Origin of the sequence: Fictibacillus sp. WQ 8-8, from assembly GCF_024494405.1 — a bacterium.
In the GTDB taxonomy this organism is placed as follows: Bacteria; Bacillota; Bacilli; order Bacillales; family Fictibacillaceae; genus Fictibacillus_C; species Fictibacillus_C marinisediminis.
Genome location: NZ_JAMXKG010000015.1, coordinates 11,823 through 37,598, shown reverse-complemented (window position 1 = coordinate 37,598; position 25,776 = coordinate 11,823). Strand labels below are relative to the sequence as shown.

General features: G+C 45.1%; 24 protein-coding genes and 1 pseudogene. 8 read left to right on the top strand and 17 right to left on the bottom strand.

The features are described 5' to 3' along the window. Positions 1-49 precede the first annotated feature (49 nt). A pseudogene (rlmD, locus tag M1K46_RS21495) lies at positions 50-919 on the bottom strand (23S rRNA (uracil(1939)-C(5))-methyltransferase RlmD); the annotation flags it as partial. Positions 920-1,170: 251 nt separating this feature from the next. Beyond that, positions 1,171-2,379: an MFS transporter gene (locus M1K46_RS21490; protein ID WP_256227638.1), complete on the bottom strand. Its 1,209-nt coding sequence runs from the start codon at positions 2,377-2,379 to the stop codon at positions 1,171-1,173. Positions 2,380-2,555: 176 nt separating this feature from the next. Between M1K46_RS21490 and M1K46_RS21485 the strand changes: the two genes are divergently transcribed. Further along, positions 2,556-3,428, top strand: coding sequence for a LysR family transcriptional regulator (locus tag M1K46_RS21485; protein ID WP_256227637.1), 873 nt, complete (start codon positions 2,556-2,558; stop codon positions 3,426-3,428). 105 nt (positions 3,429-3,533) lie between these two features. Here the strand turns inward: M1K46_RS21485 and M1K46_RS21480 are convergent, their stop codons facing one another. Together M1K46_RS21480 and M1K46_RS21475 are read right to left on the bottom strand one after the other, a co-directional pair. After that, on the bottom strand, positions 3,534-3,992 hold the full coding sequence (locus M1K46_RS21480) for a phage tail protein (RefSeq protein WP_256227673.1): 459 nt from the start codon (positions 3,990-3,992) through the stop codon (positions 3,534-3,536). Further along, entirely contained in the window at positions 3,989-4,468 is a 480-nt protein-coding gene (locus tag M1K46_RS21475) for a GyrI-like domain-containing protein (RefSeq protein ID WP_256227636.1), read from the bottom strand. Before M1K46_RS21475 ends, M1K46_RS21480 begins: the two co-directional genes overlap by 4 nt. Positions 4,469-4,574: 106 nt before the next feature. On the opposite strand from M1K46_RS21475, the gene M1K46_RS21470 reads away from it, so the two are divergent. Both M1K46_RS21470 and M1K46_RS21465 read left to right on the top strand, forming a co-directional pair. Next, positions 4,575-5,537, top strand: coding sequence for a helix-turn-helix transcriptional regulator (locus M1K46_RS21470; protein ID WP_256227635.1), 963 nt, complete (start codon positions 4,575-4,577; stop codon positions 5,535-5,537). A 115-nt stretch (positions 5,538-5,652) separates the two neighbouring features. Next, positions 5,653-6,090, top strand: a complete 438-nt coding sequence (locus M1K46_RS21465) for a VOC family protein (RefSeq protein ID WP_256227634.1) — start codon at positions 5,653-5,655, stop codon at positions 6,088-6,090. A gap of 291 nt (positions 6,091-6,381) precedes the next feature. Here M1K46_RS21465 and M1K46_RS21460 read toward each other — a convergent pair whose 3' ends face one another. The 4 genes from M1K46_RS21460 to M1K46_RS21445 form a co-directional block, all read right to left on the bottom strand. Continuing rightward, positions 6,382-7,218: a metallophosphoesterase family protein gene (locus M1K46_RS21460; RefSeq protein WP_256227633.1), complete on the bottom strand. Its 837-nt coding sequence runs from the start codon at positions 7,216-7,218 to the stop codon at positions 6,382-6,384. 467 nt (positions 7,219-7,685) lie between these two features. Next, complete coding sequence (locus tag M1K46_RS21455; RefSeq protein WP_256227632.1) at positions 7,686-8,654, bottom strand: tRNA dihydrouridine synthase; 969 nt, start codon at positions 8,652-8,654, stop codon at positions 7,686-7,688. Positions 8,655-8,921: 267 nt separating this feature from the next. Then, positions 8,922-9,539 carry an RraA family protein gene (locus tag M1K46_RS21450; protein ID WP_256227631.1) on the bottom strand — a complete coding sequence of 206 codons (618 nt, stop codon included), beginning with the start codon at positions 9,537-9,539 and terminating at the stop codon, positions 8,922-8,924. 133 nt (positions 9,540-9,672) lie between these two features. Further along, positions 9,673-10,335, bottom strand: coding sequence for a Type 1 glutamine amidotransferase-like domain-containing protein (locus M1K46_RS21445; RefSeq protein ID WP_256227630.1), 663 nt, complete (start codon positions 10,333-10,335; stop codon positions 9,673-9,675). A gap of 324 nt (positions 10,336-10,659) precedes the next feature. Between M1K46_RS21445 and M1K46_RS21440 the strand changes: the two genes are divergently transcribed. Then, positions 10,660-11,154 carry a DinB family protein gene (locus M1K46_RS21440; protein ID WP_256227629.1) on the top strand — a complete coding sequence of 165 codons (495 nt, stop codon included), beginning with the start codon at positions 10,660-10,662 and terminating at the stop codon, positions 11,152-11,154. A 58-nt stretch (positions 11,155-11,212) separates the two neighbouring features. Here the strand turns inward: M1K46_RS21440 and rlmD (M1K46_RS21435) are convergent, their stop codons facing one another. From rlmD (M1K46_RS21435) to M1K46_RS21415, 5 genes are all read right to left on the bottom strand, one after another. After that, on the bottom strand, positions 11,213-12,607 hold the full coding sequence (gene rlmD / locus M1K46_RS21435; protein WP_256227628.1) for a 23S rRNA (uracil(1939)-C(5))-methyltransferase RlmD: 1,395 nt from the start codon (positions 12,605-12,607) through the stop codon (positions 11,213-11,215). A gap of 620 nt (positions 12,608-13,227) precedes the next feature. Continuing rightward, the gene (locus M1K46_RS21430) at positions 13,228-14,145 is read right to left on the bottom strand and encodes a diacylglycerol kinase (protein WP_256227627.1); all 918 of its coding nucleotides are present in this window, start codon (positions 14,143-14,145) and stop codon (positions 13,228-13,230) included. 147 nt (positions 14,146-14,292) lie between these two features. Next, positions 14,293-14,607 carry a DMT family transporter gene (locus M1K46_RS21425; RefSeq protein ID WP_053355953.1) on the bottom strand — a complete coding sequence of 105 codons (315 nt, stop codon included), beginning with the start codon at positions 14,605-14,607 and terminating at the stop codon, positions 14,293-14,295. After that, positions 14,607-14,948 (bottom strand): DMT family transporter, encoded by a 342-nt coding sequence (locus M1K46_RS21420; protein WP_256227626.1) that lies wholly within the window; start codon positions 14,946-14,948, stop codon positions 14,607-14,609. Before M1K46_RS21420 ends, M1K46_RS21425 begins: the two co-directional genes overlap by 1 nt. Before the next feature lie 13 nt (positions 14,949-14,961). Next, on the bottom strand, positions 14,962-15,531 hold the full coding sequence (locus M1K46_RS21415; RefSeq protein WP_256227625.1) for a TetR/AcrR family transcriptional regulator: 570 nt from the start codon (positions 15,529-15,531) through the stop codon (positions 14,962-14,964). Between the two features lie 128 nt (positions 15,532-15,659). Between M1K46_RS21415 and M1K46_RS21410 the strand changes: the two genes are divergently transcribed. The 3 genes from M1K46_RS21410 (at position 15,660) to M1K46_RS21400 (ending at position 17,153) form a co-directional block, all read left to right on the top strand. Further along, positions 15,660-16,154, top strand: a complete 495-nt coding sequence (locus tag M1K46_RS21410) for a GNAT family N-acetyltransferase (protein WP_256227624.1) — start codon at positions 15,660-15,662, stop codon at positions 16,152-16,154. 49 nt (positions 16,155-16,203) lie between these two features. Beyond that, a complete protein-coding gene (locus tag M1K46_RS21405; RefSeq protein WP_256227623.1) occupies positions 16,204-16,677 on the top strand; it encodes an HXXEE domain-containing protein in 474 nt (157 codons plus the stop codon). Positions 16,678-16,817: 140 nt separating this feature from the next. Beyond that, complete coding sequence (locus M1K46_RS21400; RefSeq protein ID WP_053355958.1) at positions 16,818-17,153, top strand: DUF1516 family protein; 336 nt, start codon at positions 16,818-16,820, stop codon at positions 17,151-17,153. Positions 17,154-17,286: 133 nt separating this feature from the next. Here M1K46_RS21400 and M1K46_RS21395 read toward each other — a convergent pair whose 3' ends face one another. The 3 genes from M1K46_RS21395 to M1K46_RS21385 all read right to left on the bottom strand — a co-directional run bounded on the left by M1K46_RS21395 (position 17,287) and on the right by M1K46_RS21385 (position 19,772). Continuing rightward, positions 17,287-18,243 carry a patatin-like phospholipase family protein gene (locus M1K46_RS21395; RefSeq protein WP_256227622.1) on the bottom strand — a complete coding sequence of 319 codons (957 nt, stop codon included), beginning with the start codon at positions 18,241-18,243 and terminating at the stop codon, positions 17,287-17,289. Positions 18,244-18,845: 602 nt separating this feature from the next. Beyond that, positions 18,846-19,370 (bottom strand): AAA family ATPase, encoded by a 525-nt coding sequence (locus M1K46_RS21390; RefSeq protein WP_053355960.1) that lies wholly within the window; start codon positions 19,368-19,370, stop codon positions 18,846-18,848. Positions 19,371-19,388: 18 nt separating this feature from the next. Beyond that, complete coding sequence (locus tag M1K46_RS21385) at positions 19,389-19,772, bottom strand: nucleoside 2-deoxyribosyltransferase (protein ID WP_256227621.1); 384 nt, start codon at positions 19,770-19,772, stop codon at positions 19,389-19,391. Positions 19,773-20,024: 252 nt separating this feature from the next. Between M1K46_RS21385 and M1K46_RS21380 the strand changes: the two genes are divergently transcribed. Next, positions 20,025-22,484 (top strand): bifunctional YncE family protein/alkaline phosphatase family protein, encoded by a 2,460-nt coding sequence (locus M1K46_RS21380; protein WP_256227620.1) that lies wholly within the window; start codon positions 20,025-20,027, stop codon positions 22,482-22,484. A 65-nt stretch (positions 22,485-22,549) separates the two neighbouring features. On the opposite strand, the gene M1K46_RS21375 is transcribed toward M1K46_RS21380, so the two are convergent. Further along, on the bottom strand, positions 22,550-25,672 hold the full coding sequence (locus M1K46_RS21375) for an efflux RND transporter permease subunit (protein WP_256227619.1): 3,123 nt from the start codon (positions 25,670-25,672) through the stop codon (positions 22,550-22,552). Between the last annotated feature and the right edge of the window lie 104 nt (positions 25,673-25,776).

Here is a 25,776-nt window from a genome sequence, read left to right as displayed (position 1 = left end):
AATGTCATTATTAATAATACCTTTTAGTTACGATTTCATTAGTTGAATTTTAAAAACCCCTCATTACATTAATGTAATGAGGGGTTTTACTAACAAAATTTGCTACGCACTCCACATGCGTAGTCTGCGGAAACATATCCACCGGCTGCACTACAACCGTTTTAAAGCCGCCATCTTCTAAGATCCTCAAATCCCTCGCAAGAGTAGACGGGTTACAGCTCACATACACCACACGCTTAGGCTTCATTTCAATTATGGTTTGAAGCAGCGCTTCGTCACAGCCTTTTCTTGGTGGATCGACGACAATGACGTCTGGTGTGATGCCTTGCTCTTTCAAGCCGGGAATCACGACTTCAGATTCCCCTACTGCAAACTCCGCGTTATCCAGTCCGTTCAGTTCGGCGTTTCGTCTCGCATCCTCAATGGCTTCAGGTACAATCTCAACACCGTATACCTTCTTCGCTTTTTGCGCTAAAAATAAAGAGATCGTTCCAATGCCGCAATACGCATCGATGACGGTTTCGTCTCCTGTTGGCTCCACATATTTAAGAGCCTGGTCGTACAAAACCTTCGTTTGTTGCGGGTTAATTTGGTAGAACGAGCGGGCGGAAATGGCGAATTTGATGTCGCCGATGTAATCGTAAATGTATTCTGAGCCCCAGAGGACTTTGGTTTCGTCGCCGAAAATGACTGTTCGTTTGGTGTTCACGTTTTGCACGACCGATTTGATCTGTGGAATGGTCTCGACGATGTCTTCCACGATCTTTTTGCGGTTCCGCAGGTCTTTTCCGTTCGTCACCGACACGATCATTAGCTCGTTGGCAATGATGTGGCGGATGATGCCTTTATGGCGCTTCTCTTTATATAGAGAGATGCCGTATTTATTCAGGATGTCTTTTACCGCCTGTATCGCTTCATCGGCGGTATCGCCGGTGATGATGAATCTGCCTTTGTTCGGCTACTCACTGCCCGAGTTCATTAATTAGCGCCTTTTCATCTCCATTATATTATTCATAACTATTAAACCTTAAAGTCTAGCTGCAAATATGTATTTGCAAGCGTAATCCTTTAAACTATTTCATGAAGGGAGACAGGTAAAGCTCGTTGATATTGAAATAACACCCGAGTAGGGTGTACTTTTTTTTACATAACCAGTACATTCCACATGATTCAAGCTACTTTAGTAACATTCTTTCCATTCTGTGCAATTTTTGAAACAAGAGCCCAAAGCATTACACCAATCACGAGGAAGCCAGCCGTCATGCTGATGACGCCTCCCCATCCAAAATCGGTCCAGAATACCCCTGCCAGGGTTCCCCCTACACTTGAGCCGGTATAGTAAAGAAATAAGTAGAGTGAAGAGGCTTGCGCTTTGTCATGTGTCGCACGTTGGCCAACCCAGCTGCTTGCAATGGAATGGCTGCCAAAGAAGCCATAGGTAAACATTCCGAGCCCCAGCATTTTAATGAATAAATAGGTGTCCAACGTCAAACCAACACCGATTAAAGCAAGCAATAAGTTAATGAATAGTATTCTTTTCTTCCCGTGGCGGTCTACCCATTTCCCGGTCCAGACCGAGCTGAACATTCCAATAACCATGATTAAAAAAATCCAGCCGACAATGGTTTGGCTTAGCGAATAAGGCTTTCCGAGCAGCACATAAGCGATGTAGTTAAATAACGCGACGTTGCTCCCCAAAAGTAAAAATCCCATAAAAAATAGGCAAACGAGACCGGGATCTTTCAGATGGTCAACAAGTGATTTTCCTAACTTCCCAACCTGGAATGGACGTGCTTTGAAATGCTGTGAAGACGGCAGGCTCTTCCAAAAAATGAGGGTAGCCACTAAGCTTATGATCCCGATTCCACCTATCGCTGCATGCCAGCTAACGAGGTCGCTCAACAACCCTGAGAATACTCTTCCAAACACCGCTCCGATTGAATTGCCGCATATATATAGACCCATCGCTGTTCCAAGGCTTTTGGGTTCGATTTCCTCCCCAAGGAACGCCATGGCAATGGAAGGAAGCCCGGCCAGTGAAATTCCTTCCAGCGTACGTAAAATCAGCAGAAAGTGAAAATTAGGACTGAATGCCGTGAGAATACAAAACACAGATGCCGCAAGCATCGAAATGACCATGATCGGTTTTCGCCCCCAAACTTCGGACAATGAACCAAAAATCAGCATGCTGACAGCAAGTACGATCGTGGTTACAGAAAGAGACAGGCTTGCTGTTGTGGGGGTAATGCTGAACTCCTTTGTGAACTCGGGCATTAACGGCTGTACGCAGTAAAGAATCGCAAATGTATTAAAACCAGCGGCAAAAAACGCCATGCTGGTTTTTCGAAAAAGCGGTGTTCCCTGTTGAATGTAGCTCATACGGCTATCATCTCATTGGTGTGACATTCATCTTGTTGCATCTCTATCATCCCTTTAAATTTTTATTTTCCATATTTCTATAGTAGCATCATCCTCTTATGATGTATAATTCATTATAATCATATTTTTAATGCATTTATGTAATATATAATCTGAAAGAAACGTGGTGTTATCGATTGGAATGGCAGCAGTTTGAATATTTCAGGACGCTGGCACGCATGCAGCATGTCACACGTGCGGCAGAAGCCCTGTCCATTACCCAGCCCGCCCTCAGCCGTTCGATTACCAGGTTTGAGGAGGAAATTGGGGTACCGTTGTTTGAACGTCAGGGGCGATCCATTCGACTGAATAAATATGGACAGCTCTTTTTACAGCGCGTGGACAACATCATGAAAGAATTTGAAGAAGGAAAACAGGAAATTCAGGACCTCCTTGATCCCGAGCAGGGGGAAGTGTCAATCGGATTTTTACACACCCTGAGTACAGGCCGTATTCCCGATCTGCTCTCTTCTTTTCGCCAGTCATATCCCAAGGTTAATTTCCGGCTTGGGCAAGGGCCTTCCCATCAGCTGATTTCCCAGCTGATGGCGGGGGAATTTGACCTCTGCCTCATAGCCCCGATGGAGAGCAAATCCCCCATTGTCTGGAGCCCGCTATGGAACGAGGAGCTTTATGTCATTGTCCCGAAAGAACATAAATACGCAGATAAGATGAGCATTACTCTGGAAGAAATCGCGGATGAATCTTTTATCCATTTAAAAGAAGGATTCTCTCTTCGCATCACCGTCGAGCAATTGTTTCATGAAGCGGGTCTCACACCTAATATCACCTTTGAAGGAGAAGAAGCAGATACCGTGGCAGCGCTTGTTGCCGCAGGCCTCGGCATTTCCATACTCCCGAATTTAAAAGGGACAGACCAAAGCAAAATCGCAAAAATCCCCATTAAAAATCCGCAGTGCCAACGGACGATCGGGATTGCTTGGGTAGATGGAAGATATGTCTCACCCGCCACACAGAAATTTAAGAAGTTTGTGTTGGAACATTCATAAGCATTAAAAAAGCAACAGAGCACAAAGTGTCTGTTGCCTTCATTTATTCTTCATCGGTTTCTGCCTAATTTAAGGGGTAAGCCATGCTTGAGTACTGCGCTTACTTTAATATTCTCCTTTAATGACAAAGAACGAGCCCCGAATGGTTCCGGCCAGTTTAGACTTCTGCCTCGCAAACTTAAACTTGCCTTCCAGCTCCTTTGGGATCTCCATCCCATCTGAAAGCTTGAAACCGACTGCCCGCTTCTTGGGGTTATCCACCGTATACATGACGTTGACCGCAAGACCGTCCTCATAAAAGACGTAGGCAAATTTGATATTTTCCACTTGAAACCTTGATGTTTCCAGCGGTTTGGCTGCAAACTCAATATCACGTTCTTTTAAAATCTCGTTCACATAATCAAGTGTTTCCTGGCTTTCGCTCGCTGGTACAACCGTAAATTCGTGCTTATATTTGTTCATAAAGTAACGGGCTTCATTCGCACGCAGCCCAGCAAGCGCTTCTACAACCGGTGAAGACTCTAATCCAGCTGGACATTTCCATCTCTCCTTTTTATTTCTTATTTCCTGACAACCGGAATCCACATCTCACCATAGATCAGGCCGTCGCGCTGCCCCAGCTCAACTGATGCATTCGGACCGCCAACATAGGCTACTTTCGAAGCTTCCTGCAAGACCTGGCCAAAGGCAATCCCGGCAAGCTTGTTGTTCAGATCATCAGCCGACGTTCCTTCGCCCTTCACCACGACGTATTCTCCTTTAGGAAACTGGATCACTCTTGCTTCTTCCGGTGCCTTTTCCCCTGTCATCACGCCTGCATAATGCATCATCTTGTTGTTCACCGCTTCATTCACGGCAAAAACGTAGTCATTGGACGCCATTCTTTTTAACGTATCGAGCCTTCCATCTTGGCTGACCGCCTCCCAAAAGTCTGCCTTTTCCTTGTGAATGCCTGCATAATCTGTGTAATCGCTCTTAAGCTCTGTTCCAAGACCGATCACGGTAAAGCCTTCTTTTTCTTCCAGCGTATAATTCGCCATGTTCAATACCTCTCTTCTCAAATTTTTTAATGATTTGTATTCATCGCTTGATAGGTATATCATATCCTTAAATCATGTCAAAAAATGATACTGTTTAGGAGCCCCCATGAAAAAAGTTGAGCGGATCAATATCATCATGCGGTATATCAACAACCGCGCCCAATTTACCATTTCTGAAATCATGCGGGAATTTAATATCTCCCGTTCGACAGCCATTCGGGATATCAGGGAAATTGAAGCCATGGGGATGCCGCTTGTGGCTGAGGTTGGAAGGGATGGAGGTTATTTTGTGATGCACAACTCCGTCCTGCCCGATGTCCGCTTTACGCATCATGAAGTCAAAGCTCTCTTTATTGCTTTTATGGCGACACGAAACCAACAGCTCCCCTACCTGAAGAGCCGTCAGTCTTTAGCAGAAAAATTATTGGGTCTGATCTCTGAAAACCAGCAGGATGACCTTGTTCTTTTAAATCAGATCTTACTTTTTGAAGGAACCAATCCGCATAATCCTGATTTGCTTGATCTCTCTGACCTTCCCCACCCCATGTTAGAAACACTCATCCAAACCCTGCTTGTGGACCGCTATTTATCGATTACTATCAAGGAAGAAAAAATAAATAAGTCTTATTCCATTTATATCTTGCACCTTTACCGTGAAAAAAGCGCCTGGCTGATTGAAGGCTTTGACTTAAAAGAAGAAAAGAAGAAAATCATTCCTGTTGACCATCTTACCGATGTTAAGCCCTACCCGGAGAAAAAAAGAATGAGCAAGAAAAAGATCCTGGAAAAGATAAGCAAACAGGAGGAAGCCATCAATCTTGTCGTTGAACTAGGTCCAAAAGCCATCGCCCAGTTCAAAAAATACCATCCTTTAAAAGTTTCGATTTCCTATACGAATCCTTATCAAACCACGGCTTTATTAAAGACTTTTATCGATGTGGATAAGCCGGAAGAATTGATCGAAATCACCAACTGGCTGCTGTTTCTGGGGGAAGATATTAAGGTCAGGGAAATGCCAGAAGAGGTTTTGGAAGGTATTGAAGAAAGGTTAGGTATATACGGGCCATGAGCAGTGCTTTGTTTATGGGGATCAAACCTGTTTGGTTATTAGAGGAAAACGATAAGCCATCGAGAAGTTCCTTTAGAGACATACCGGATTAAACTTCGGAACATGGGAGGTAGACATGAAGATTCGTAGAATTGATCATGTGGGTATCATTGTAGAGGACCTTGCTGCTGCGAAAGCGTTTTTTGTTGAACTTGGATTAAAGGTCCTGGGTGAAGCAGAAGTGGAAGGCAAGTGGGTGGAGCAGATCATTGGGCTTACTGATGTTAGAGAGACGGTTGCCATGCTGGGGACACCGGATGGCGAGGCAACGCTGGAGCTGGTCAAATTCCATACTCCGTTAGATGAAAAAGGGATTCAGCCCTCTTTTGCAAACACCCTGGGGATCCAGCATATTGCATTTGCGGTTGAAGATATTGAAGCCATTGTCGCCAAATTGAAAAAGAAAGGCGGAGAACTCTTTGGCGAGATACAAAACTATGAGAACATTTATAAATTATGCTACATCCGCGGACCAGAGGGAATTATCATAGAGCTGGCGGAGAAAATCAATTAATATGAAAAAGGGGCTGTCCAAGAAGTCTGGTAGGTGTTGATCTCCGCTCCAGGCTGCTCGCTTTCCGCGGGGCGTGCGGTGAGCCTCTTGGCGCAAGCGCCTGCGGGAGTCTCACCTGTCACGCTAGTCCCGCAGGAGTCTCGCACCTTGCACTCCAATCAACTTTTCATTGAAGATTTTTCACGTCAAAGGAGCTGCCTGAAGGTCAATTTTCGACTTTCAGGACAGCCCCTTTTTCAATATCCTTGAGAGTCGACAGGTTCCTTATTAAGCTCTCTCCTATTGAACACTTTAAAGCCCAAAATAATTAATGATTTCCCGTTTGTAATTAAGTCTGTCATTGATTTTTTGTAATAGGTCAATGTCATGTGTATACGTTTTTCCTGTCTCACGCATTTCCTGATATAAATCTAAATAGGGAAGGTTATTGTCAATTGCGTTCTTTATTTCATTTTCAACATCATAGGCAACTTTTTTAAATTTGACTTCCGCAACTCCCGTTTTATCCATTTCAAGAACCGCATACTGAGCACGCAGGTCAGGACGAAACTTGTTCCATTTATTAAAAGGCTGTCCGACAGATCCTGGATTAATAATTAATTGGCCATTGCTGCTATAGCGTAAAATTTGCTGGTGGGTATGAGCATAAATCGCAATATCATCATCTTCATTTACAAATAACTGATCAAAGTTTTCCTGGCTATTAGTGGGCCACAAATCTCCACCATAATTTTTACTATGTAAATTATGGCTAATGCTGATGGAAAGGCCATTCACTTGTTTTGTAAGGTGTAAAGGCAACTTCTTAATAAATTGTATATGATGATCATCCAAATTTTCACACAGGTATTGAACCAGCCTGGAAACATAAATATCAGTAGCGTTTTCTAAATCAATGTCCTTATCCAATACGTCAAGGAAGCAGTCTTCCCAATTGCCTTTTACGAATGTAGTAACATTCACACTGTCTAATAGTTCAAATAAGTTATTTCCTCCTGGCCCTGGCATGATTAAATCACCTAAAAACCAGTAGTCAGTGACACCATCTTTGATGCAGTCTTCGATCACTGCTTTTAAAGCACTGGCGTTCCCGTGGACATCTGCCAGCAATGCAATCTTATGTTTCATGATTTGTCCACCTGCAAGCTATCTAAGTAGAAAAAACGAATATTCCCATTTTACCATTAGTTGGTAATTCGTGTGAGTTTTAATTTGTTATCAATCAATTCTTCTATCTGGCGGGATTTTTAGCAACATATAAAAAAGGGGCTGTCCAAGAAGTCTGTAAGCTGTTGATTTCCGTTCCACGCTGCTCGCTTTCCGCGGGGCGTGCGGTGAGCCTCTTGGTGCAAGCACCGGCGGGAGTCTCACCTGTCACGCTAGTCCCGCAGGAGTCTCGCATCTTCCACTTCAATTAACTTTTCATTGAAGATTTTTCAAGCCAAAAAGGGGCTGCCTGAAGGTCAATTTTCGACTTTCTGGACAGCCCCTTGGTTTAAAGTCATCTGTGACACATGAGATGTTGGTGATTTCACAAAAATACTAACGGAACCAGTATCACCTGATTCCGTTAGCAATATTTCATGGGAATACTTCTACAGTTCGATCTTTGATTCATAGTCATCGAGCAATGTACGCACTTCTTCTGTGGACTTTGTGCTCATTAATTGATTTCTCAATTCGCCTGCCCCTCGGAATCCTTTGACGTAGATTTTAAAGAAGCGATGCAGAGCGGTGAACGGGCGCAGCTCCAAGTGTGAGTATTTATCATAAAGGTCCAGATGCAGTCGTAAGAGACCAAGCAATTCCTTACTGCTGTGATCTTTCGGCTCCTTTTCAAAGGCAAATGGATTATGGAAGATGCCGCGTCCGATCATCACCCCATCGACACCATATTGTTCTGCGAGCTTCAAGCCCGTTTGACGGTCAGGAATATCCCCATTGATCGTTAGAAGGGTATCGGGTGCCACTTCGTCACGAAGCTTCTTAATCTCCGGTATCAGCTCCCAATGAGCATCTACTTTGCTCATTTCTTTTCTTGTTCGCAAATGAATGGATAGATTGACAATATCTTGTTTCAAGATGTGTTTCAGCCACTCTTTCCATTCGTCTACTTCCGTGAAACCAAGCCTTGTCTTTACACTTACGGGCAATCCTCCTGCTTTGGCTGCTTGAATTAACTCTGCCGCAACTTCCGGACGAAGGATAAGGCCGCTTCCCTTCCCATTCTGTGTCACATTCGGTACAGGACAGCCCATATTGATATCGATCCCCTGAAAGCCCATTTCCGCCATACCGATACTCATTTTACGGAAGTTTTCAGGATTATCTCCCCATATATGAGCGACCAGTGGCTGTTCGTCTTCAGTAAACGTCAAACGCCCTTTAACACTTCGAATTCCTTCAGGATGACAATAACTATCACTGTTTGTGAACTCTGTAAAAAACACATCGGGCCTCGCTGCTTCACTTACGACATGACGGAAAACAACATCCGTCACTTCTTCCATTGGTGCCAATATAAAAAATGGCCGTGGTAAATCACGCCAAAAATTGTCTTTCATGTTGTAATCCATATCCTCTCATGATGGGATACTTAATGAACCCTATCCCAAAATTAAAAAGCAAGATGTCCCTGCTTCCTTTACATTTATACCATGCTTAAACACTTATTATCAAACGGATTTGTCTGCCTCTATCAACCATTATTCCACTTTTTGAGTTAAAATAAAGTTTTTCCCAAAAAAGACCTCAACTTTTTAACGAGGTCGGAATCGGTCCTAGATACAATGAAGGCCACTCTCGATTCTCGGAGTGGCCTTCTTACCTGCTTATTTCGTAAGCATATCATCAATATACTTCTTAATCGCCTCTACATTCCCCGACACTTCTTTTTCTCTCTTCTCATCTTTTTTCATTTTTGCCAGTGCTTTTTCGAGAATTTCTTGTTCTAAAGCCTGGGGGATGACGACAACTCCATTTGCATCCCCAACGATGATATCGCCAGGATTCACAGCTGTTCCACCGCAGGAAATTGAAACATTGATCTCCCCGGCTCCAACTTTTGCGCTCGATGCGACGGCTGCGCCTCTTGCGAACACAGGGAAATTCAGCTTCTTGATGTCAACAATGTCCCGAATCACACCGTCGACCACGAAAGCATGTGCGCCGAGAGTTTGCGCCATCCCAATAATAAAATCGCCCGCAATGGCACGATATTGATTTCCTTTTGTATCAATGACAAGCACATCCCCAGATTTAGCTTCACGGATTGCTTTGAGAAGTACCAGGTTATCCCCCACAGGAATCTTCACGGTTAGTGCCCTTCCCGCCATCTTATAGCCTTCTTCAAGAGGTTTGATCGCTGGATCCATATTGTTGAGACCATTCATACAATCTGAAATACAGGTGGTAGGTATATTCATAAATGCCTTCATGATCGGTTCCATAACCTTCTCCTTCTTCTAACCTATTTCCTTCATTATATGGTTTTATCAAATATGTTTAAATATTGAAAAAATTATAGATAGTTATAAGAGAAGTTTATGGACCACACTAAGTGATATATCAAACAGAGTATGATCATGGCGTAAACAGTTTCCACTGCCCTTCAGATACCACTTCGACCTCTCCATCGATCACTTTGATGGCAGTCTGATCATCCATAGCATACGCCGAACCCTTCATCCCGGCTGCCCATTTCTCTGCGTTAACCATCGTGTTATAAGGCAGCATCTCGTGTTCCAGATGAGGGAACATGGAAAAATCGACCAGATTCAGCGTTTCATCACCGCCGCTGGGTGGAGTCCAGTTAACAAAGAATTCCCCGATGTTCGGTGCCATCACCATGCTCCCAGCACTCAATCCTACATAGACTGAATCCAGCGACGGCAAGAGGTCTGCCAGTCCGGACTGCCGCATCCAGTAACTCAGATACAATGGGTCACCGCCATCCACTAACAGAACGTCAGTCTCCTTGACCATAGGAAGCCAATGCTCTTTATTAAGGCTCGGCAGCGCAGTGAGTTCCAGCACCCCCATAGTCTTCCAGCCCAGCTCACACATCGGTGCGCCGGATTGCCCATTCAAGAACTTCCACGCGTTCCTTGCACCACCGGGAATGGCGTACACCGCAGTTGGTATACAGAGAGCGCTAGAATCGGCAATCGGCTTGTCCAGCATGTCAACAAGAGCATCATGAATGCTTTTGTTACTGATGCCCCCAGATGTAAGAAGTAATTTCATAACACATCTCCTCTTTCTTGTGTGTCTTTCATTCTTCTGACTTTTATTATGTGGTTACGGGCTCCATTGGGACAGTTTTGCCTGGTACGAGAACCATACTCTAATCCGAAATTGTTGCTGGTCTTAAATCGTTATGCATATGCAGATACCTGCTCTATCTTAATGTTTATATGAGAGTGCAGCATGAGTCAAGAGAAAAAAAGAAATACAAGTATGGCGGTAATGAAAAGCATGACGATTCTTAAAGAAGGTAATGAGATGGTTCACCTTGAAATTGTAAGATAGGAATTATCTATTAAAGAGATAAATGGGAGGGAATAGAAAATGGATGTGAAGACGTTTTTGCTGCAACAATGGGCAAGCTGCTTAGATAAAGAAGAATGGTTTCCACCACTTGAAAAAGTGCTGGAGAAAATCACTTTTGAACAGGCACTTTGGAAACCAGCTGATGAGGAATTGAATTCCATTTGGGAATTAGTTAGTCATTTACTTTTCTATGAAAAGAGATATCTGATGCGATTTCTTGGTGAAACAGCGAATGAACCACAGGCAGATAATAATGATGCTACATTTCGATTACCAACTGAGACGTTAGAAAATTGGGAGGAAACAAAACAAGAATATTTCTATGTTCATCGTGAACTTGAAAAAATACTAGCAAAATCAGAACATGAAGATTTGTATAGACAGGTCCCAGGAGAAGATCATCCATTAGTGCTCGAACTGAAGAGTTTAGCAATGCACAGCGCATATCATATTGGGCAAATTGTATTCCTTAGTAAAATGCAGGGAGCATGGGCAGCGAAACGCAGCTTTTAAATAAGCTACATTAGCTTTACAGTATTAAAGATGATATGAAATAGAAGCAGGTTCCCCCTTAACGGGAGCCTGCTTCTTCTTTTAAAATCATCTGCGCTACGCACTCCACATGCGTCGTCTGCGGAAACATATCGACCGGCTGGACTTCAGTAGTTTTAAAACCACCATCTTCCAGGATTCTTAAATCCCTTGCCAGCGTGGATGGGTTGCAGCTAACATAGACTACTCGCTTTGGCTTCATTTCAATAATCGTTTGAAGTAGGGCTTCGTCACAGCCTTTACGCGGCGGGTCGACGACGATGACGTCTGGAGTGATGCCTTGTTCTTTCCATTTTGGAATGACGACCTCGGATTCTCCTACCGCAAACTCGGCGTTGTCCATGCCGTTCAGTTCGGCGTTTCGGCGGGCGTCTTCAATGGCTTCAGGTACGATTTCTACGCCGTATACCTTCTTCGCTTTTTGCGCGAGGAAGAGCGAGATCGTTCCGATGCCGCAATAGGCGTCGATCACCGTTTCATCTCCTGTCAGCTCCGCATATTTCAGGGCCTGGTCGTACAAGACCTTCGTTTGCTGCGGGTTGATCTGGTAGAACGAGCGGGCGGAGATGGCGAACTTGATGTCGCCGATGTAATCGTAAATATATTCAGAGCCCCAGAGGACTTTCGTTTCGTCTCCGAAGATCACGTTTGTACGCCGTGTGTTCACGTTTTGCACGACCGATTTAATCTGTGGAATGATCGATACGATATCATCCACAATCTTTTTGCGGTTCGGCAGTTCTTTTCCGTTTGTGACCAGGACGATCATCAGCTCGTTCGTTGTTTTGCCAAAGCGGGCGATAATGTGGCGGATGATTCCTTTGTGGCGCTTTTCTTCATACGGAGAAATGCCGTACTTGTTCAGGATGTCCTTGACCGCCTGGATTGCTTCATCGGCCGTATCTCCTGTAATGATGCAGCTGTCCATCTCCACGATCTCATGGCTTCGCTTTTGATAAAAACCGGTAATGAGTCGGCCCTCACGTTCACCGACCGGCACCTGGGCTTTGTTGCGGTAGCGCCAAGGCTCGTCTCCCATGCCAAGCGTTGGAAGCACCGGAACGTTTTCCAGTTTTCCAATCCGCTGCAGCACGTCCTCGACCTGCTTGCGTTTGAACTCAAGCTGGCCATCATATGATAAATGCTGAAGCTGGCAGCCTCCGCACCATTTATAGATCGGGCATGGCGGTTCGACCCGCTGCCCGCTTTCTTCGGTTAGTTCCATCAATCGGCCAAAGCCGTATCCTTTTTTCACGTTAACGACCTTTATCTTGGCTTTCTCGCCTGGCAGGCCGTTCGGTACAAACAGCGGAAATCCATCGACCTTAGCCACTCCGGCTCCATCATGGGTCAGATCCAAGAATTCCACATCTATGATTTCATTTTTTGAAACCGGCACATTTGCCTTCGTCATTAGACATCGTTCCTTTATGTTCTGTTCTTTCCTGATTGTAGCACAACTCTTCTCTTGTTAAACGATCGTTTAATTAAACAGTCGTTTAATTTAAACATTAGTTTGATTCCTCTTTCTATCACACATCGCAAACTGATGCCTAAAAGAGACCCTCAAATCTTTTACTTCTAAATAGTTTGGAATGGGACCCTGGCGAAGAATGAGCCAGGAGGTTTGTGAAACAAATGAACAGCCGGGGTGAAAACCATAAAGCTTGCTTATTTAGCGGTTTTCACCTAAAGACAGGTCACCCATTCATAACTCTTCTATCGTTAAACACTCGTTTAAATCTTTACTTTGAGTCTACTGTCATCTACACATCGCTAACTGATGCAAGAAATAGACCCTCAAATCTTTTACTCCAAAAAAGACTGGAATGGGACCCTGGTGAAGCATGAGCCAGGAGATTTGTGAAGCAAATGACCAGCCGAGTTGTGAACCGTAACTAAGCTCGCTTAGTTAAAGGATCACAACTCCAAGCTGGTCACCCATTCCATACCCGCAAATCCCTTCCGCTCTAGCAAGAGTATACCCACATCATTCTCCCGCTAACGGGCAAAAAGAAAAGATGGGGCTCATCTTTAAGCCTCATCCTCTGTTAGTTTCACGCGCTCTTTTGGTACGAGCATCTGGAAGTGGTGGCGAAGGTTCACAAATTCGCCCGGCAAGAGTCCGCCGAATTCACCGTCCAGGTTGAGCTGCATTTTATCGGTTGGCCGTACTTTGACGCGGTTCGCTTTCGTGTAGATGATATGATCATCATTGATATGATCGCCTTTTAGCGCCATGGACGCGATACGGACAAATTCAGCAAGATTCGTTTTCTTCAATATAATAAGGTCAAACATGCCGTCGTTGAACTCGGACGTCGGCGCGAGTTTTTCAAAACCGCCGATGGAGTTCGTGTTGGCCACGAGGAACAGCATGATCTCGCCCTGGAACAGCTTGCCGTCATACTCGATCTCAACGTACGTCGGACGGATGGACGGAAGCATCTCGATGCCTTTGAGGAAATAGGCGAGCTGCCCGATCATCGTCTTCAGCTTGCTCGGCACTTCATACGTCAGCTCAGTAATACGGCCTCCGCCTGCAATGTTGATGAAGAACTTATCGTTCACTTTTCCGATGTCGACCGGCATATCCGCTCCCTGACAAAGAACATCACACGCGCCTTCAATCGTTCGTGGCACGCCAAGGGCACGGGCAAAGTCGTTCGTTGTTCCCGCCGGAATGAGTCCGAGCTTCGGACGGTGTTCAAGATCAGCAAGACCGTTGACCACCTCATAGATCGTCCCGTCACCACCGGCAGCGATGACGAGGTCAAAGCCGCGTTCACCGGCAAGCCTGGCTGCACGGGTCGCACTGCCTTCCTCCGGTGTCGTCGCATGGGTGGACGTTTCGTAGCCTGCAATTTCAAGCCGCTCTAAAATATAAGGAAGCTGCTTCTTGATCGCTTCTCTTCCTGATGTTGGATTGTATATTAATCGTGCTCGTTTCATACTTTTCACCTGATTTATTTTCTATTGGTTTGCTTATAAACATTTATACGCTCTAACCAGAAAAAACAGCCCGAATTTGGACTGTTTATTACCAACTCTTATTATAGTGATTCCCCATAAAAAAAGCAAAACTCAAAAAGGGAATTTTTATGAAATTACCTTCAGACCAATGGCCGCGCTCAGCACCATCGCCATAAATAAAATCCGTTTCCAGTCCCGCGATTCCCCGTACACGAGCATGCCGACAAGCACACCGCCGACCGTACCGATTCCCGTCCATACCGCATAGGCGGTTCCCATGGACAGGGTTTCCATGGCGAGGGACAGAAGCGAGAAGCTGCAGGCGAATCCGAGTATGAGAAAAAGGAACGTCATAAAGCTTTTCTTCTGGCTCACCTTGTTCAGTCCAATGACCCCCAACACTTCAAAGCCACCGGCAAGCACCACATATAGCCAGCCCATTACGCTTCACTCCCTTTCTCTTTCGGTTCTCCCGTTACGGCTTTTAGTCCCATGACTCCGACGAGCAAGAGCGCGATCAGTGAAATTTTCGCCCAGCTGACCGGTTCGTCATAGAACAGCATCTCCGCCAGCACGGTTCCTGCGGTTCCGATTCCGGTAAAGACGGCATACACCGTACCGACCGGCAGTTTACCCAGGCATGGGATCATCAGGAAAAAGCTGACGACGATCACAAGTCCGGTTCCGATCCATCCCAGAGCAGAATCCGCATGCTTCAGTCCGCTGACCCACAACACCTCCAGAATGCCTCCCATGATGACCAATGTCCAATATCGATTCATTTCTGTTCACCTCTTAGTTGAATAACGCGCGTTCGTACATATACCATGATGCTTCAAGGCGTTCTTCCGCGCTTCCCTCTCCGCCATAGAGCATCTCCACAAACACGCCGTCCAGAAGCGCGATGTACGCTTTAGCCGCCTGCTTGATGTTTAAGTCCTGAAGCCCGGGTTCTTTCGCTTCTTTAAATTCCTGAAGCAGCAGACTCTCCATTTTATCCAGATAGCTGTACACATGATCCATCAGTTGTTCCTCCAAATGTTCTGGGGGAAAAAACGACGTGCGCAGCCAAAATTTTGCCCGCTCATCCTGCTCGTAGTTTTCCATTTGCAGCTGTAAAAATCCGTACAGCTTCTCTTTTAACGAAAGGCTGCTGTCGTTAAAATAGGCGGTTGCGTTTTCCCATTCGTGTGCGATCGCCTCTTCTGTCACCGCTAAAAACAATTCATCCTTGTTTTTAAAATGGGCGTAGATCGATGGTGTTTTAATTCCAACGTCAGATGCAATTCCCGATAGAGATGCCCCGCTGTAGCCGTGGTTCGCAAAATGGGCAAGTGCTGCTGCTTTAATTTTATCTGCTGTCATATCTCATCACCTAACTAATGTTCGTTAGGTAAACCATCTCACACTCTTCTTCACTTGTCAAAAGAAGAAGGGTTTTATGATGAAAAGCACGAAGTAGAAGGGTGGAAATCTTTGAAGGAGAGAATATGATGACTATCACCAATCTTACCTTTCGTCTGTCCAGCCGCTTTGACTTTCCGCAGCTGGTTGAACTGGAGAACCTTGTATGGAATACAAATACCGCTCCGGCTGAAATCTATTGGCATTCGACTGAAGAATATGCCCAGCACTGTCCGGAAGGCAGCCAGCTCCTGGCCCTTTCCGGTGACCGGATCTGCGGCTATTTTTCCTACCGTATCCCTACCCCGCTCGACAGCAACAAGCATGTCGCTGAGCTGGCATTGGCCATCCATCCTGATTTTCAGGGTCAAGGTGTCGCTCAGAAATTAATGAAGTCCGGCGAAGACTGGATGAAGCGCCTCGGCAAAAAGAAGCTGTCACTCCGGGTGATGGCGACAAACCCGAAAGCCGTTCGTTTTTATGAAAAGTACGGCTTTATCAAACAAGGTCTGCTGGTGAATGAATTTTATATCGATGGCAAATATGTGGATGACATCATGATGTATAAAATGCTGGATAACTAGGGCAGAACTGAATCAACAGAAACAGGCGGGTACCAAATCCACGATTTCAATGAAGCTGATCTGGCTCTTTCCTGTTGCTTTTATCGTTCATGATGCCGAGGAGACGTTAACCGTCAAATCCTTCCTAAACGCCCATCGGCATGAGCCACCGTTTAGCAGTCTGCCGATCAGCCAGATGACCAAGGGTACGTTTGGGGTGAGCGTCCTGCTCATCCTGCTTGTTATTGTGGGGTTGTGTTCGTATATTACGAAAAACCGCCACTCGGGCCAGCCGCTTTTTCTGCTGTTGGCTTCGACGCTTTTTATGAACGGTGTGACGCATGTGCTACAAGCACTGTACTTTAGAGGCTATACCCCCGGGGTGGCCACGGCTGTTCTCATCATTTTTCCTTATTCGATCTGGGTATGGAGATCGATGAATAAAGTTCATGGCGTGAAGTTAGCCAAATATTTAGCGGCCGGAATGGTGCTGCAGATTCCGCTTGCAGTTGGAGCGCTTATCGCGGGGAGTCTGCTATTGTAAAGGTGCCTGGCACCACATTTGAACATTTTTGGGACGTTGATGGCTTTCCCTTGTTTTAACAGATGGGAACCGATACTATAAATATGTGAATTGTTTCATATGCACTTATACGGTTATTACGTTTAAAAGGAGGAAAACCAATGTTTAATGCGCTATTACATACTCACTCGGGTTCATGGGCGATTATGGTCATCTTGTTCCTGATCACCTACTTTACAAAGAGCCAAAAGATCACGCTCATGCTTCAGCGTCTGTTCTACCTCATCATGATCGTTACCGGGGTATGGATGCTATCCATCCTTCACTTCCCGCTAACTTACGTCCTAAAAGGCGTACTCGCGATCGTCTTGATCGGTGTTATGGAAATGCTCGTTGCCCGCAAACGCAAAGGCAGCCCGATGCCTGCGATGTGGATTGTATTGATCATCCTGCTCGTCGTCATTGTAATGATGGGATACGGCGTTATTTCGTTTTAACTGAAAAAGCCAGGCTCCCGCAGTAGGTATTGCATAAAAACAGCTAAAAGAAGTGGATTTCGCAGGTGAAATCACACTTCTTTTAGCTGTTTTTCGTGGGGGAAAGTTGAAAGTTAAGGAGATGTAAGTACTATTAGTTCCAGTTTTTCTCTATAAATTGAATGGCAGGCTGTAAATTGGTTTTGTTCGCAATTTCAATGACAGCCGGAACCACGGTAGGGTCCGTTTTGGAGAAGTTAGGAATCCGTGGATCTAACCGAAAAAAACGATTTCCCAGAAGATTAGAACTGACCATGGATTCATAGTAACCATTTCCACCCGCGACAATCTGAAGAAATGGCAGTAAGGGTTCATTGGGCGATCGGTCCAAAAGGACTCCCCAATTTGGAGGAAGGTTCTTCAGATTTTCGGGGCGTATGTTATCTGCACTCACCATTCCCCACCCCTTCGTATCTCTTCTTAACTGAGTCGGGGCTTCACCTGTTCCAATGGATAATACCGCAATTTGATCCAACGGCACTTTGGCTTTACCCACTGCAAACGCGATACTGGCTGTACTGGGGTTGGTTGCTACTGTATACCCATCCACGTAGTTTTGATAGGCTCGTTGCGTTGCGGGAGCACCGCTGCTCCGCAGTATCACATCACTCGCTTTTTCATTTAAATAGGGAGAGCCAGGGAAGTTGTGGAATAGCACAGGAGTCCAACGATTCAGCTCCGGTGAGAATAATTGAAATGAAGGGACAACAATTCGTCTTTTTAAGTCTTTGAGACGAAGATCTGATGGAAAAAATGTTCGTACCGCTTTAATGAAACCAGAATATGGCAATTGTTGATTAAACACAGGTCCACCTGGTCGGGAAATGCTGAATGCCGGCAGGATTTTTTCCTTAAAGAACTGGAAAGTCTCCTTCGGTGATCTCCCACTTGCCAACGCAAGGGCAGTAAATGAACCGATTGAATTTCCCGCGAAAACATGGGTCCGACTAATTAATTTTGGATTTTGCTGAGCCAGTCTGTTCAAAAGCTGTAAACTTAAAGCACCTAGGGTACCGCCTCCATCAAAGGTCATGATCCGATATTTTGTCAAAGGTGATAGCTCCTTTCTCATCCGATCACAAGTATCCATTCAGTATATGTCTATCTTGTATGGGCAATGAATACCTTTGAATTTTGAGTTCTCTTTGAAGACAATACATACTCTCTAAACAAGCATGCAGCTGATCCTTAGCGTCAATATTAATAAAACAATCCTCCGCCCCCAGGTCCTTCGAATTAGTTTTCGTAATCTAAGTCCTATACTGTTTAGCCTCGCTCTCGCAATGGGTCCACGCGTATGGCAGATCGATTTTTTATGAAAATGATGCGTTCTGCAAGTAAAAGCTGGGTTTTCGCAAGTAAATGGAGGATTTCTGCAAGTAAAGTCCCAAATCTCGCAAGTAGACTCATCATTTTCACAAGTAACATGTGTCGAACCGCAAGTAACGGTTCTGCACAAGCCATTTGAGGGTCGCCAAAAAGGCCACTTGATCATTAAATCACTAGGTGCTCCATATTTTCACGAGTAAATCTACTATTTTTGTAGAGTTCTTAAACTTGGGTGGATGGTACATATATTGCTTCAAAATTACATGTAGAACTGATCGAATTTTCTCCCGAACAACCGAGCCGCTTCTATTTCCATCTCCTTTTTCACTCGTTAATGTAGTTCATAACCTCGGCAATGTAACTTTCTAAAGGCTGTCCAGTGTCAACAACAAGACACTGATGATTGGCTGGTTTTTTGCTGTTTCCCATCGTTTCTTCAAAGGCAGCTTCAGACTTAATATCTTTAATTTGGCTGATCATTTGTTTACGGTTTTTCAGCCTGGCGTTTATTTTACTTAGATCATCAAGGCAGCACTCCACGTACTTGTATTTCACATGATATTTTTCAGCAAGTGCTGTTCCCTTATCAACCATTTCATCATACAAGCAAGGACTATCCAATATAACAGCATGTCCTTGGGATAAGTGAAAGTCAATCAACGCCCATTCAATTTCATAGGAAACCCTGCCTGCTGCCCTAGAATCTATTTGGATTTCTTCCATACTATACAATAAAGCAGACTTTACGATGTCATGATCAATAATGACTGCTCCCGATCTTTTTGCTATTTCTCGAGCAAGTGTGGACTTGCCGGAACCCGGAAAACCTGACATTTGCACAAAAAACATCGAATGACCCCCCGATTTTTAAGAAGAACCTGTAAGAATATAAACTAAATCATCGAGCGTCCCCATTACATGCTCCACTTCAGGCAAGTGATAAAACGTACTGGTTGTTTCAAAGTTATAGATTGCTTCATTTGGTGAATAAAGGTATACTTTTTTGCCTGTGCCCAGTGCAATTCCAAGTTCGATATGGCTTCCTTTTCCTGCGGGGAGCAGCACGACTAAAAAATCAGCTTCGATCACAGCCTCCCTTTCCTTTTGCCCGATATCCTTTAAATCTTCAATCGTTGAGGCTCTTTCTTTCGTCCAATCATAGGTTTGTATAAAGCCCTTGCTTTTCAGCTTTTCACTAACATAAGTCACACTGGGTATATTTTTAAAGCTCGAGGCGATATAAAATTTCATTTCTTTCTTCACACCTTTTCTTCTCATAATTTATCAATTGAATACCCTCCATCATGAAAGAGTAGTTTCAGGTAAATTATAACAATAAAACCATAGCTGAACCTTACATAGAATTACAATATAAATCATGCTTGGTTAACGTGGAACTTTATGAACCCTTAACAAATTCTTCACTTCTCTAATACGGTAACTTTATTTGAAAAAGCTATGCTTCTATATGATTGCAAATTCCATGATAGGAGCGAAATCTGTATGAAGTTGATAGGAAAATACAAGAAAACGATCGCCGGTGTGGCGTTAGCTTCTCTTTTTATCGGGTCGAGCGCATCTGCAGCCTATACCCTTTTGGCTGGACCAAAAGCTGACGGCACTTCTGTTACACCTAGTGGATGGAAGCTGACTCCGGCGGGAAAACAGGTGAATTTGGGGAGTTTCCCAATAGGGGGCGCCCTTTCTCCAGATGGAAAACATCTCGTCGTATTGAATGCCGGTGCGGGAACACAGTCCCTCCAGGTGATTGATACCGCAACTAAAACAGTGGTACAGACAATCCCGTATGAAGGGTCTGAAGCTTTGTATTTTGGTGTAGCCTTCAGTCCTGACGGCAAAAAAATGTACGCATCTGCCGGCGGCAACAACAAAGTGCGTGTGTTTGATTTCAACAGCGGCAAATTGGCGGAAAAAGATCCGATTCTTATGAATGATGATAAAAACTCGGAATTTTATCCTGCGGGAATATCGGTATCACCTGATGGCAAGTCTCTTTATGTTGCGAATAATGTGAATCACTCTGTATCCCGAATCAATCTTGCAAACAACCAGATCACGGCCACTGCTGCTGTTGGTAAGAGCCCCTATGCCGCTGAGTTGAGCAAAGACGGAAGCACGCTCTATGTGAGTAATTGGGGAGAAAGCAGCATTACAGCGTTGAATACGAAGGATTTGTCGGTTAAAAAGACCATTCCGGTAGGACTCCATCCGAATGCGATCGCCGTGAACCCCGTGAACGGCTCTATTTATGCCGCGAATTCAGACAGCGATGACATTTCCATCATTGATCCAAAACAGTTAAAGGTAACGAATAAGGTCGCCCTCGCTCCGTATAAAGGTGCACCGACCGGGAGCCAGCCTGATGCCTTAACAGTTAGCAAAGACGGAAAAACACTGCTCGCCGCGAACGCAGGAAACAATGATGTTGCCGTAATCGATGTGGAAAAACAGGATGACGCTCGGGTCAAAGGCTTGATTCCAACAGGCTGGTATCCAACAGGTGTTTACCTGGGCAAGGATGATAGGGAGATTTACGCAATCAATGCAAAGGGACTCGGAGCCGGACCAAATAACAAATCAAAACAATGGCTCGGAAATATGATTAATGGATCGCTGTCCATCCTGGACGTTCCGGATCAGGAGCAGTTGAAGAAGTATACCGATCAGACGAACAAAAACAACAATGTTCCTCAGGCATCCCAAAACAGCTGGTGGGATATGAATAAGGATAATAGCGAAGCCTTCCCTATTCCCCGCTATCCGGGGGAAGGAAAATCTCCGATCAAGCATGTCATATATGTTATTAAAGAGAATCAAACATACGATCAGGTATTTGGAGACGCAGAGAATACCAATGGCGATCCAAGCTTGGCGATCTATGGCAAGGATGTGACGCCAAACCACCATAAGCTTGCGAAACAGTTTGTGACGCTGGACAATTTTTATGCGGATGCGGAGGTAAGTGCTGACGGCCACAACTGGACGACGCAAGGAAAAGCCAATGATTATGTACAAAAAAACTGGCTGGCCAACTACTCCGGCAAAAACCGCGATTACGACTTTGATGGCGGCGGCGGTGGCAGCCAATTGGATGAAGCTCCTTATACCCGTTCAAAAGAAGGTTATATTTGGGATGTGGCCATGAAAGCAGGTAAGTCGTTTAGAAACTACGGCGAGTTCGCCTACCGGTACGATCCCGAGACGAAAACCTATTTGCCGAACAATCCGGATACGACCGATTTCGGAGGGAACTACGATCCGCACTATCCGAGCTGGGATCTGGACATTTCGGATATTACGCGTTACGACGAATGGAATAAGGAATTCAAACAATATGAACAGAAAGGTAATCTCCCTAATTTTGAAACCGTCTATTTGCCGAATGACCACACGGGCGGATCGAAGTGGGGCCCTCAGGAAATCGTTGCCCAGAATGACCATGCCCTAGGAAAGCTGGTTGACACTATCAGCCATTCGAAGTATTGGAAAGACACGGCGATTTTTGTGGTTGAAGATGATGCCCAGGGCGGTGTTGACCATGTGGATGCCCATCGAAGTGTTGCACTTGCGATAAGCCCGTATACGCAGCTCGGAAAAGTGGACAGCACATTCTATGACACACCGGCCGTACTCCGAACGATGGAGCTGATCCTTGGCTTACAGCCGATGACACAAAACGAATCGGCCGCGATCCCGATGTTCAATTCCTTTACATCGCGCCCAAATTTCGCTCCATATAACTTTCAGGAAACGAAGTATTGGACTTCAGATGGCCAGTTGAAAAACACGGGCACTGCAAGTACTGCTTCAACTTCAGGAGAAAGCCTTTATCCGAAAGATATGGACTTCTCGAAGCCAGATACCGTGGACAGGCAGCGCCTGAACAAGGAAAACTGGAAGAAGATTAAAGGATATTATCCAACCGTAAAGCCTCAAAACTAATAAAAGCACGTAAAAAAAGAGCTGTCCCTCTTTGCTTGTTGGACAGCTCTTTTTTCTGTTCAGTATTATGCCGGCAGTTTCTTTCGTTGGTCCATTTTTGTTTTTTTCGCTTTCGAAAAGAGCCATTGATACATGATAGGTATAACCAGAAGGCTGATGAGCGTTGAACTGATCATCCCGCCGATGACGACGGCTCCCAGCGTTTTTGAAATAATGACATTGCCGCCGCCAGAAAGTGCCAATGGGAGAAGAGTGAATATGGTCGCTCCCGCCGTCATCAACACCGGCCTTACTCTTGTTGCCGTTCCTTGCAGAATGGCTTGTTTCGTCTCCAACCCTTCTGCAAGGTTTCGTTCAATTTTATCGACGAGCACAATTCCGTTTGTGACGACGATCCCTCCGAGCATGAGCATGCCGATCAATGCAGCAAGGTTCCATTCAAGCTTAAATATGACCATGCTCCAAACCGAACCGATCAGCGCCAGCGGGATACATAGGATCACAGCAGCCGGCGCGTACCAGCCGCGGAAAACGGCACTTACGATCAGCAGGACGAGGAGGACAGAAAGAGATAATGCCATTCCCATCTCCACTATCATTTGCTTCACCTGTTTAGAGATTCCCCCGATCGAATACTCCATTCCTGCAGGAAGATCGAGACTGTTCATGGTTTCTTTTACCTGCTTCGTGACACTGCCGATGTCTCTCGTCACGATATTTCCGGAAACCGCAGTGAATGGGCGTCCATCCTTTTCGCTGATCACCGACTGGGTGTCCATTTTCAAGGTGGTGATTTCCGCAAGGGATACCTTTGAACCGTCTTTTGCCGTGAACATTTCATGGCCAATTTTGGAAAGAATCGTTTTTTGCGGATCCGGATCGTTCTTTTGTATCGGGATTTCTTCAGCACTGGAATGAATCTCAATCGGTATTTTCTTATCGCCTGCTGACAAGGTCACCTTATCGTCCTGCGGGAGATATTGATTGATCCGGTTCAGGACATTGTCAACGTTGATGCCCAGCTGCTCGATTTTTGCCTGATTCAGTGACAGCTGATATTTCATCGATTCATCTGAATCACTCGTCGTTCCTTCCACGCTCAGACCTGGAATCATCTGGAGTTTGTTTCGCACCAGAATCGCCGCTTTATTCAAATCCTTGTGATCAGCACCAGTTAAGATGACCTTTAATCTCGAATCATCCCCCGAAATGGCCTGATTGGAAACGGTATAAACGGCAGATGTTGATAACAAAGTAAACTGCTGCCGCAATTGCTTTATGAAAGCATCTGGATCGGTTTCCGGCTTAATTCCAACAGTAACATTGGCGATGTTATGTTTTTGCATCCACCCTCCGCCTTCATCAAATACATCATCAAACATGGGTGTAAAGTTCGATCCAAGGGTTGAAGAATACGTTTCTACGTTTGAGTTGTTCTTTAAGATCGATTCAACATTTTTTACCTCTGCGTCAACATCAGTAAGCTGTGCGTCCTCGGGAAGTTCAATCTGGATCGCCACGTCCTTCGAATTTCCTCTAGGAAAAAAGTTGACAGGAAGGAAGGCAGCAACGGCAATGGTAATGCTTAAGAGAACAAGTGCTGCGCTCACCACCCATTTTTTCTTATGAAAGGCCCATTGCAGAATGTTACGTGCCGGCCTTTCGATCTCAGGTGTCTTGCCCATGTCCTGTTTGCTCCATAGCATATGAGCTAGGGCTGGAACGACCAGGATGGACACTGCAAGTGATGTGATAAGGGCAATAACGACCGACCATGCGAATCCTGAAAAGGCAGAACTGATCATTCCCCCGATAATGGAGATGGGAATGAACACAGCAACGGTTGTCGCCGTGGACGACACGATGGCCGGAATCATTTCCACCACACCGCTCGCCAGTTGTGTGGTCCGTAACGGTTGTCCGTTCTTTTTCATCTGTTTTCGGTACATATTATCGATGACAACGATCGAATCATCGACCACACGGCCCATCGCAACAATCAAACCGGATATCGTTAAAAGATTCAAACTGATGCCCATGGCTTTCAATATAGCTGTAGCGGTAAGAAGACAGATTGGCAATGACAATGCGATGATCAATGTGGACCGGACATTCCTGAAAAAGAAGAAGACACATAAAACCGTAAATAGAATGCCTAACAGTCCTTCTTTGATCAATCCTTGCAAGGCGGAGTCAATCTCTTTCCCCTGATCGGATAAAACGGTGAGATGAGCCTTTTTGGACTGTATTTCCGGAATGGTTCCCATCCGACTGTTTATTCGTTGTGTTATATCGGTAATGTTGGACGAAGGGGTTTTCAAAACGTCCAGAAGGACACTGGGGTCCCCTTTCGTCCGGGAAAGGGACTGCTGATCGACAATGCCTTTATCGATCTTAGCCACTTCCTGCAAGGCAACCGTCTTGCCCCCTTTTGTAGGAATTTTTATGCTGCTGAGGTCCCTCTTATCAATCGTCCAATCTGTTACTCTGATGGCCATCGTTACTTGCCGGTTTGCCCCATTGTTTTGTTCGATCGTTCCTTGTGGCCATACGGGATGGATGGAAGAAAGAGCTTGTTTGATATCTTTTGCAGTTACACCGTATTTTTCGAGGGCACCTTGTTTCAGCGTCAGCATGTAGCCATCGTTTCCACCACCTGTTACACGCACTTCACGAACACCTGGAATCCGTTCAATTTCAGTCGCTACTTTTTTCTGAATCGAAGAACGGAGCTCATTTTCATCGATGTTTTTTGAAGCGCTGGTCAAACTTAATCGCATCACAGGAAAGGAGTTCGTGCTGACCCGTGTCACCAAAGGTGTTTTTACACCTGCTGGCAGGCTGATTTTATCAACAGCCGCCTTTACTTCGTTTTCTGCCTTTTCCATATCGGTGTGGCCGGGAAAATAAAAGCTTCCCATCAATCCTCCGTCAAACGAGTTCATCTCCATGTAATCCAGATCATCCACGGAATGGACGGCTTTTTCCACTTTTCCCGTAATAGGCTTGACCTGATCGGCCTGATAGTGATCTGCCTGGATGGTGACCATCAGTGCTGTATTGTTTATCGGCGGAAGGTAATCGCGCTGCATTTGAAAGGCGGAGAATCCGCCCCACACTAATATAAGGACCACACAAGTTAAAATAAGGATAGACCGTTTCATCGTTCCTTCAATGAATCTATTCATTTAAAAACATACCTTCCTTTGTTGTTAAGTCTCGTTAATGCATAATCCGCACCAATTCAACGTTACTCTTTGATTGTAAAAATCAAGTTACAGGGGATTAAAGA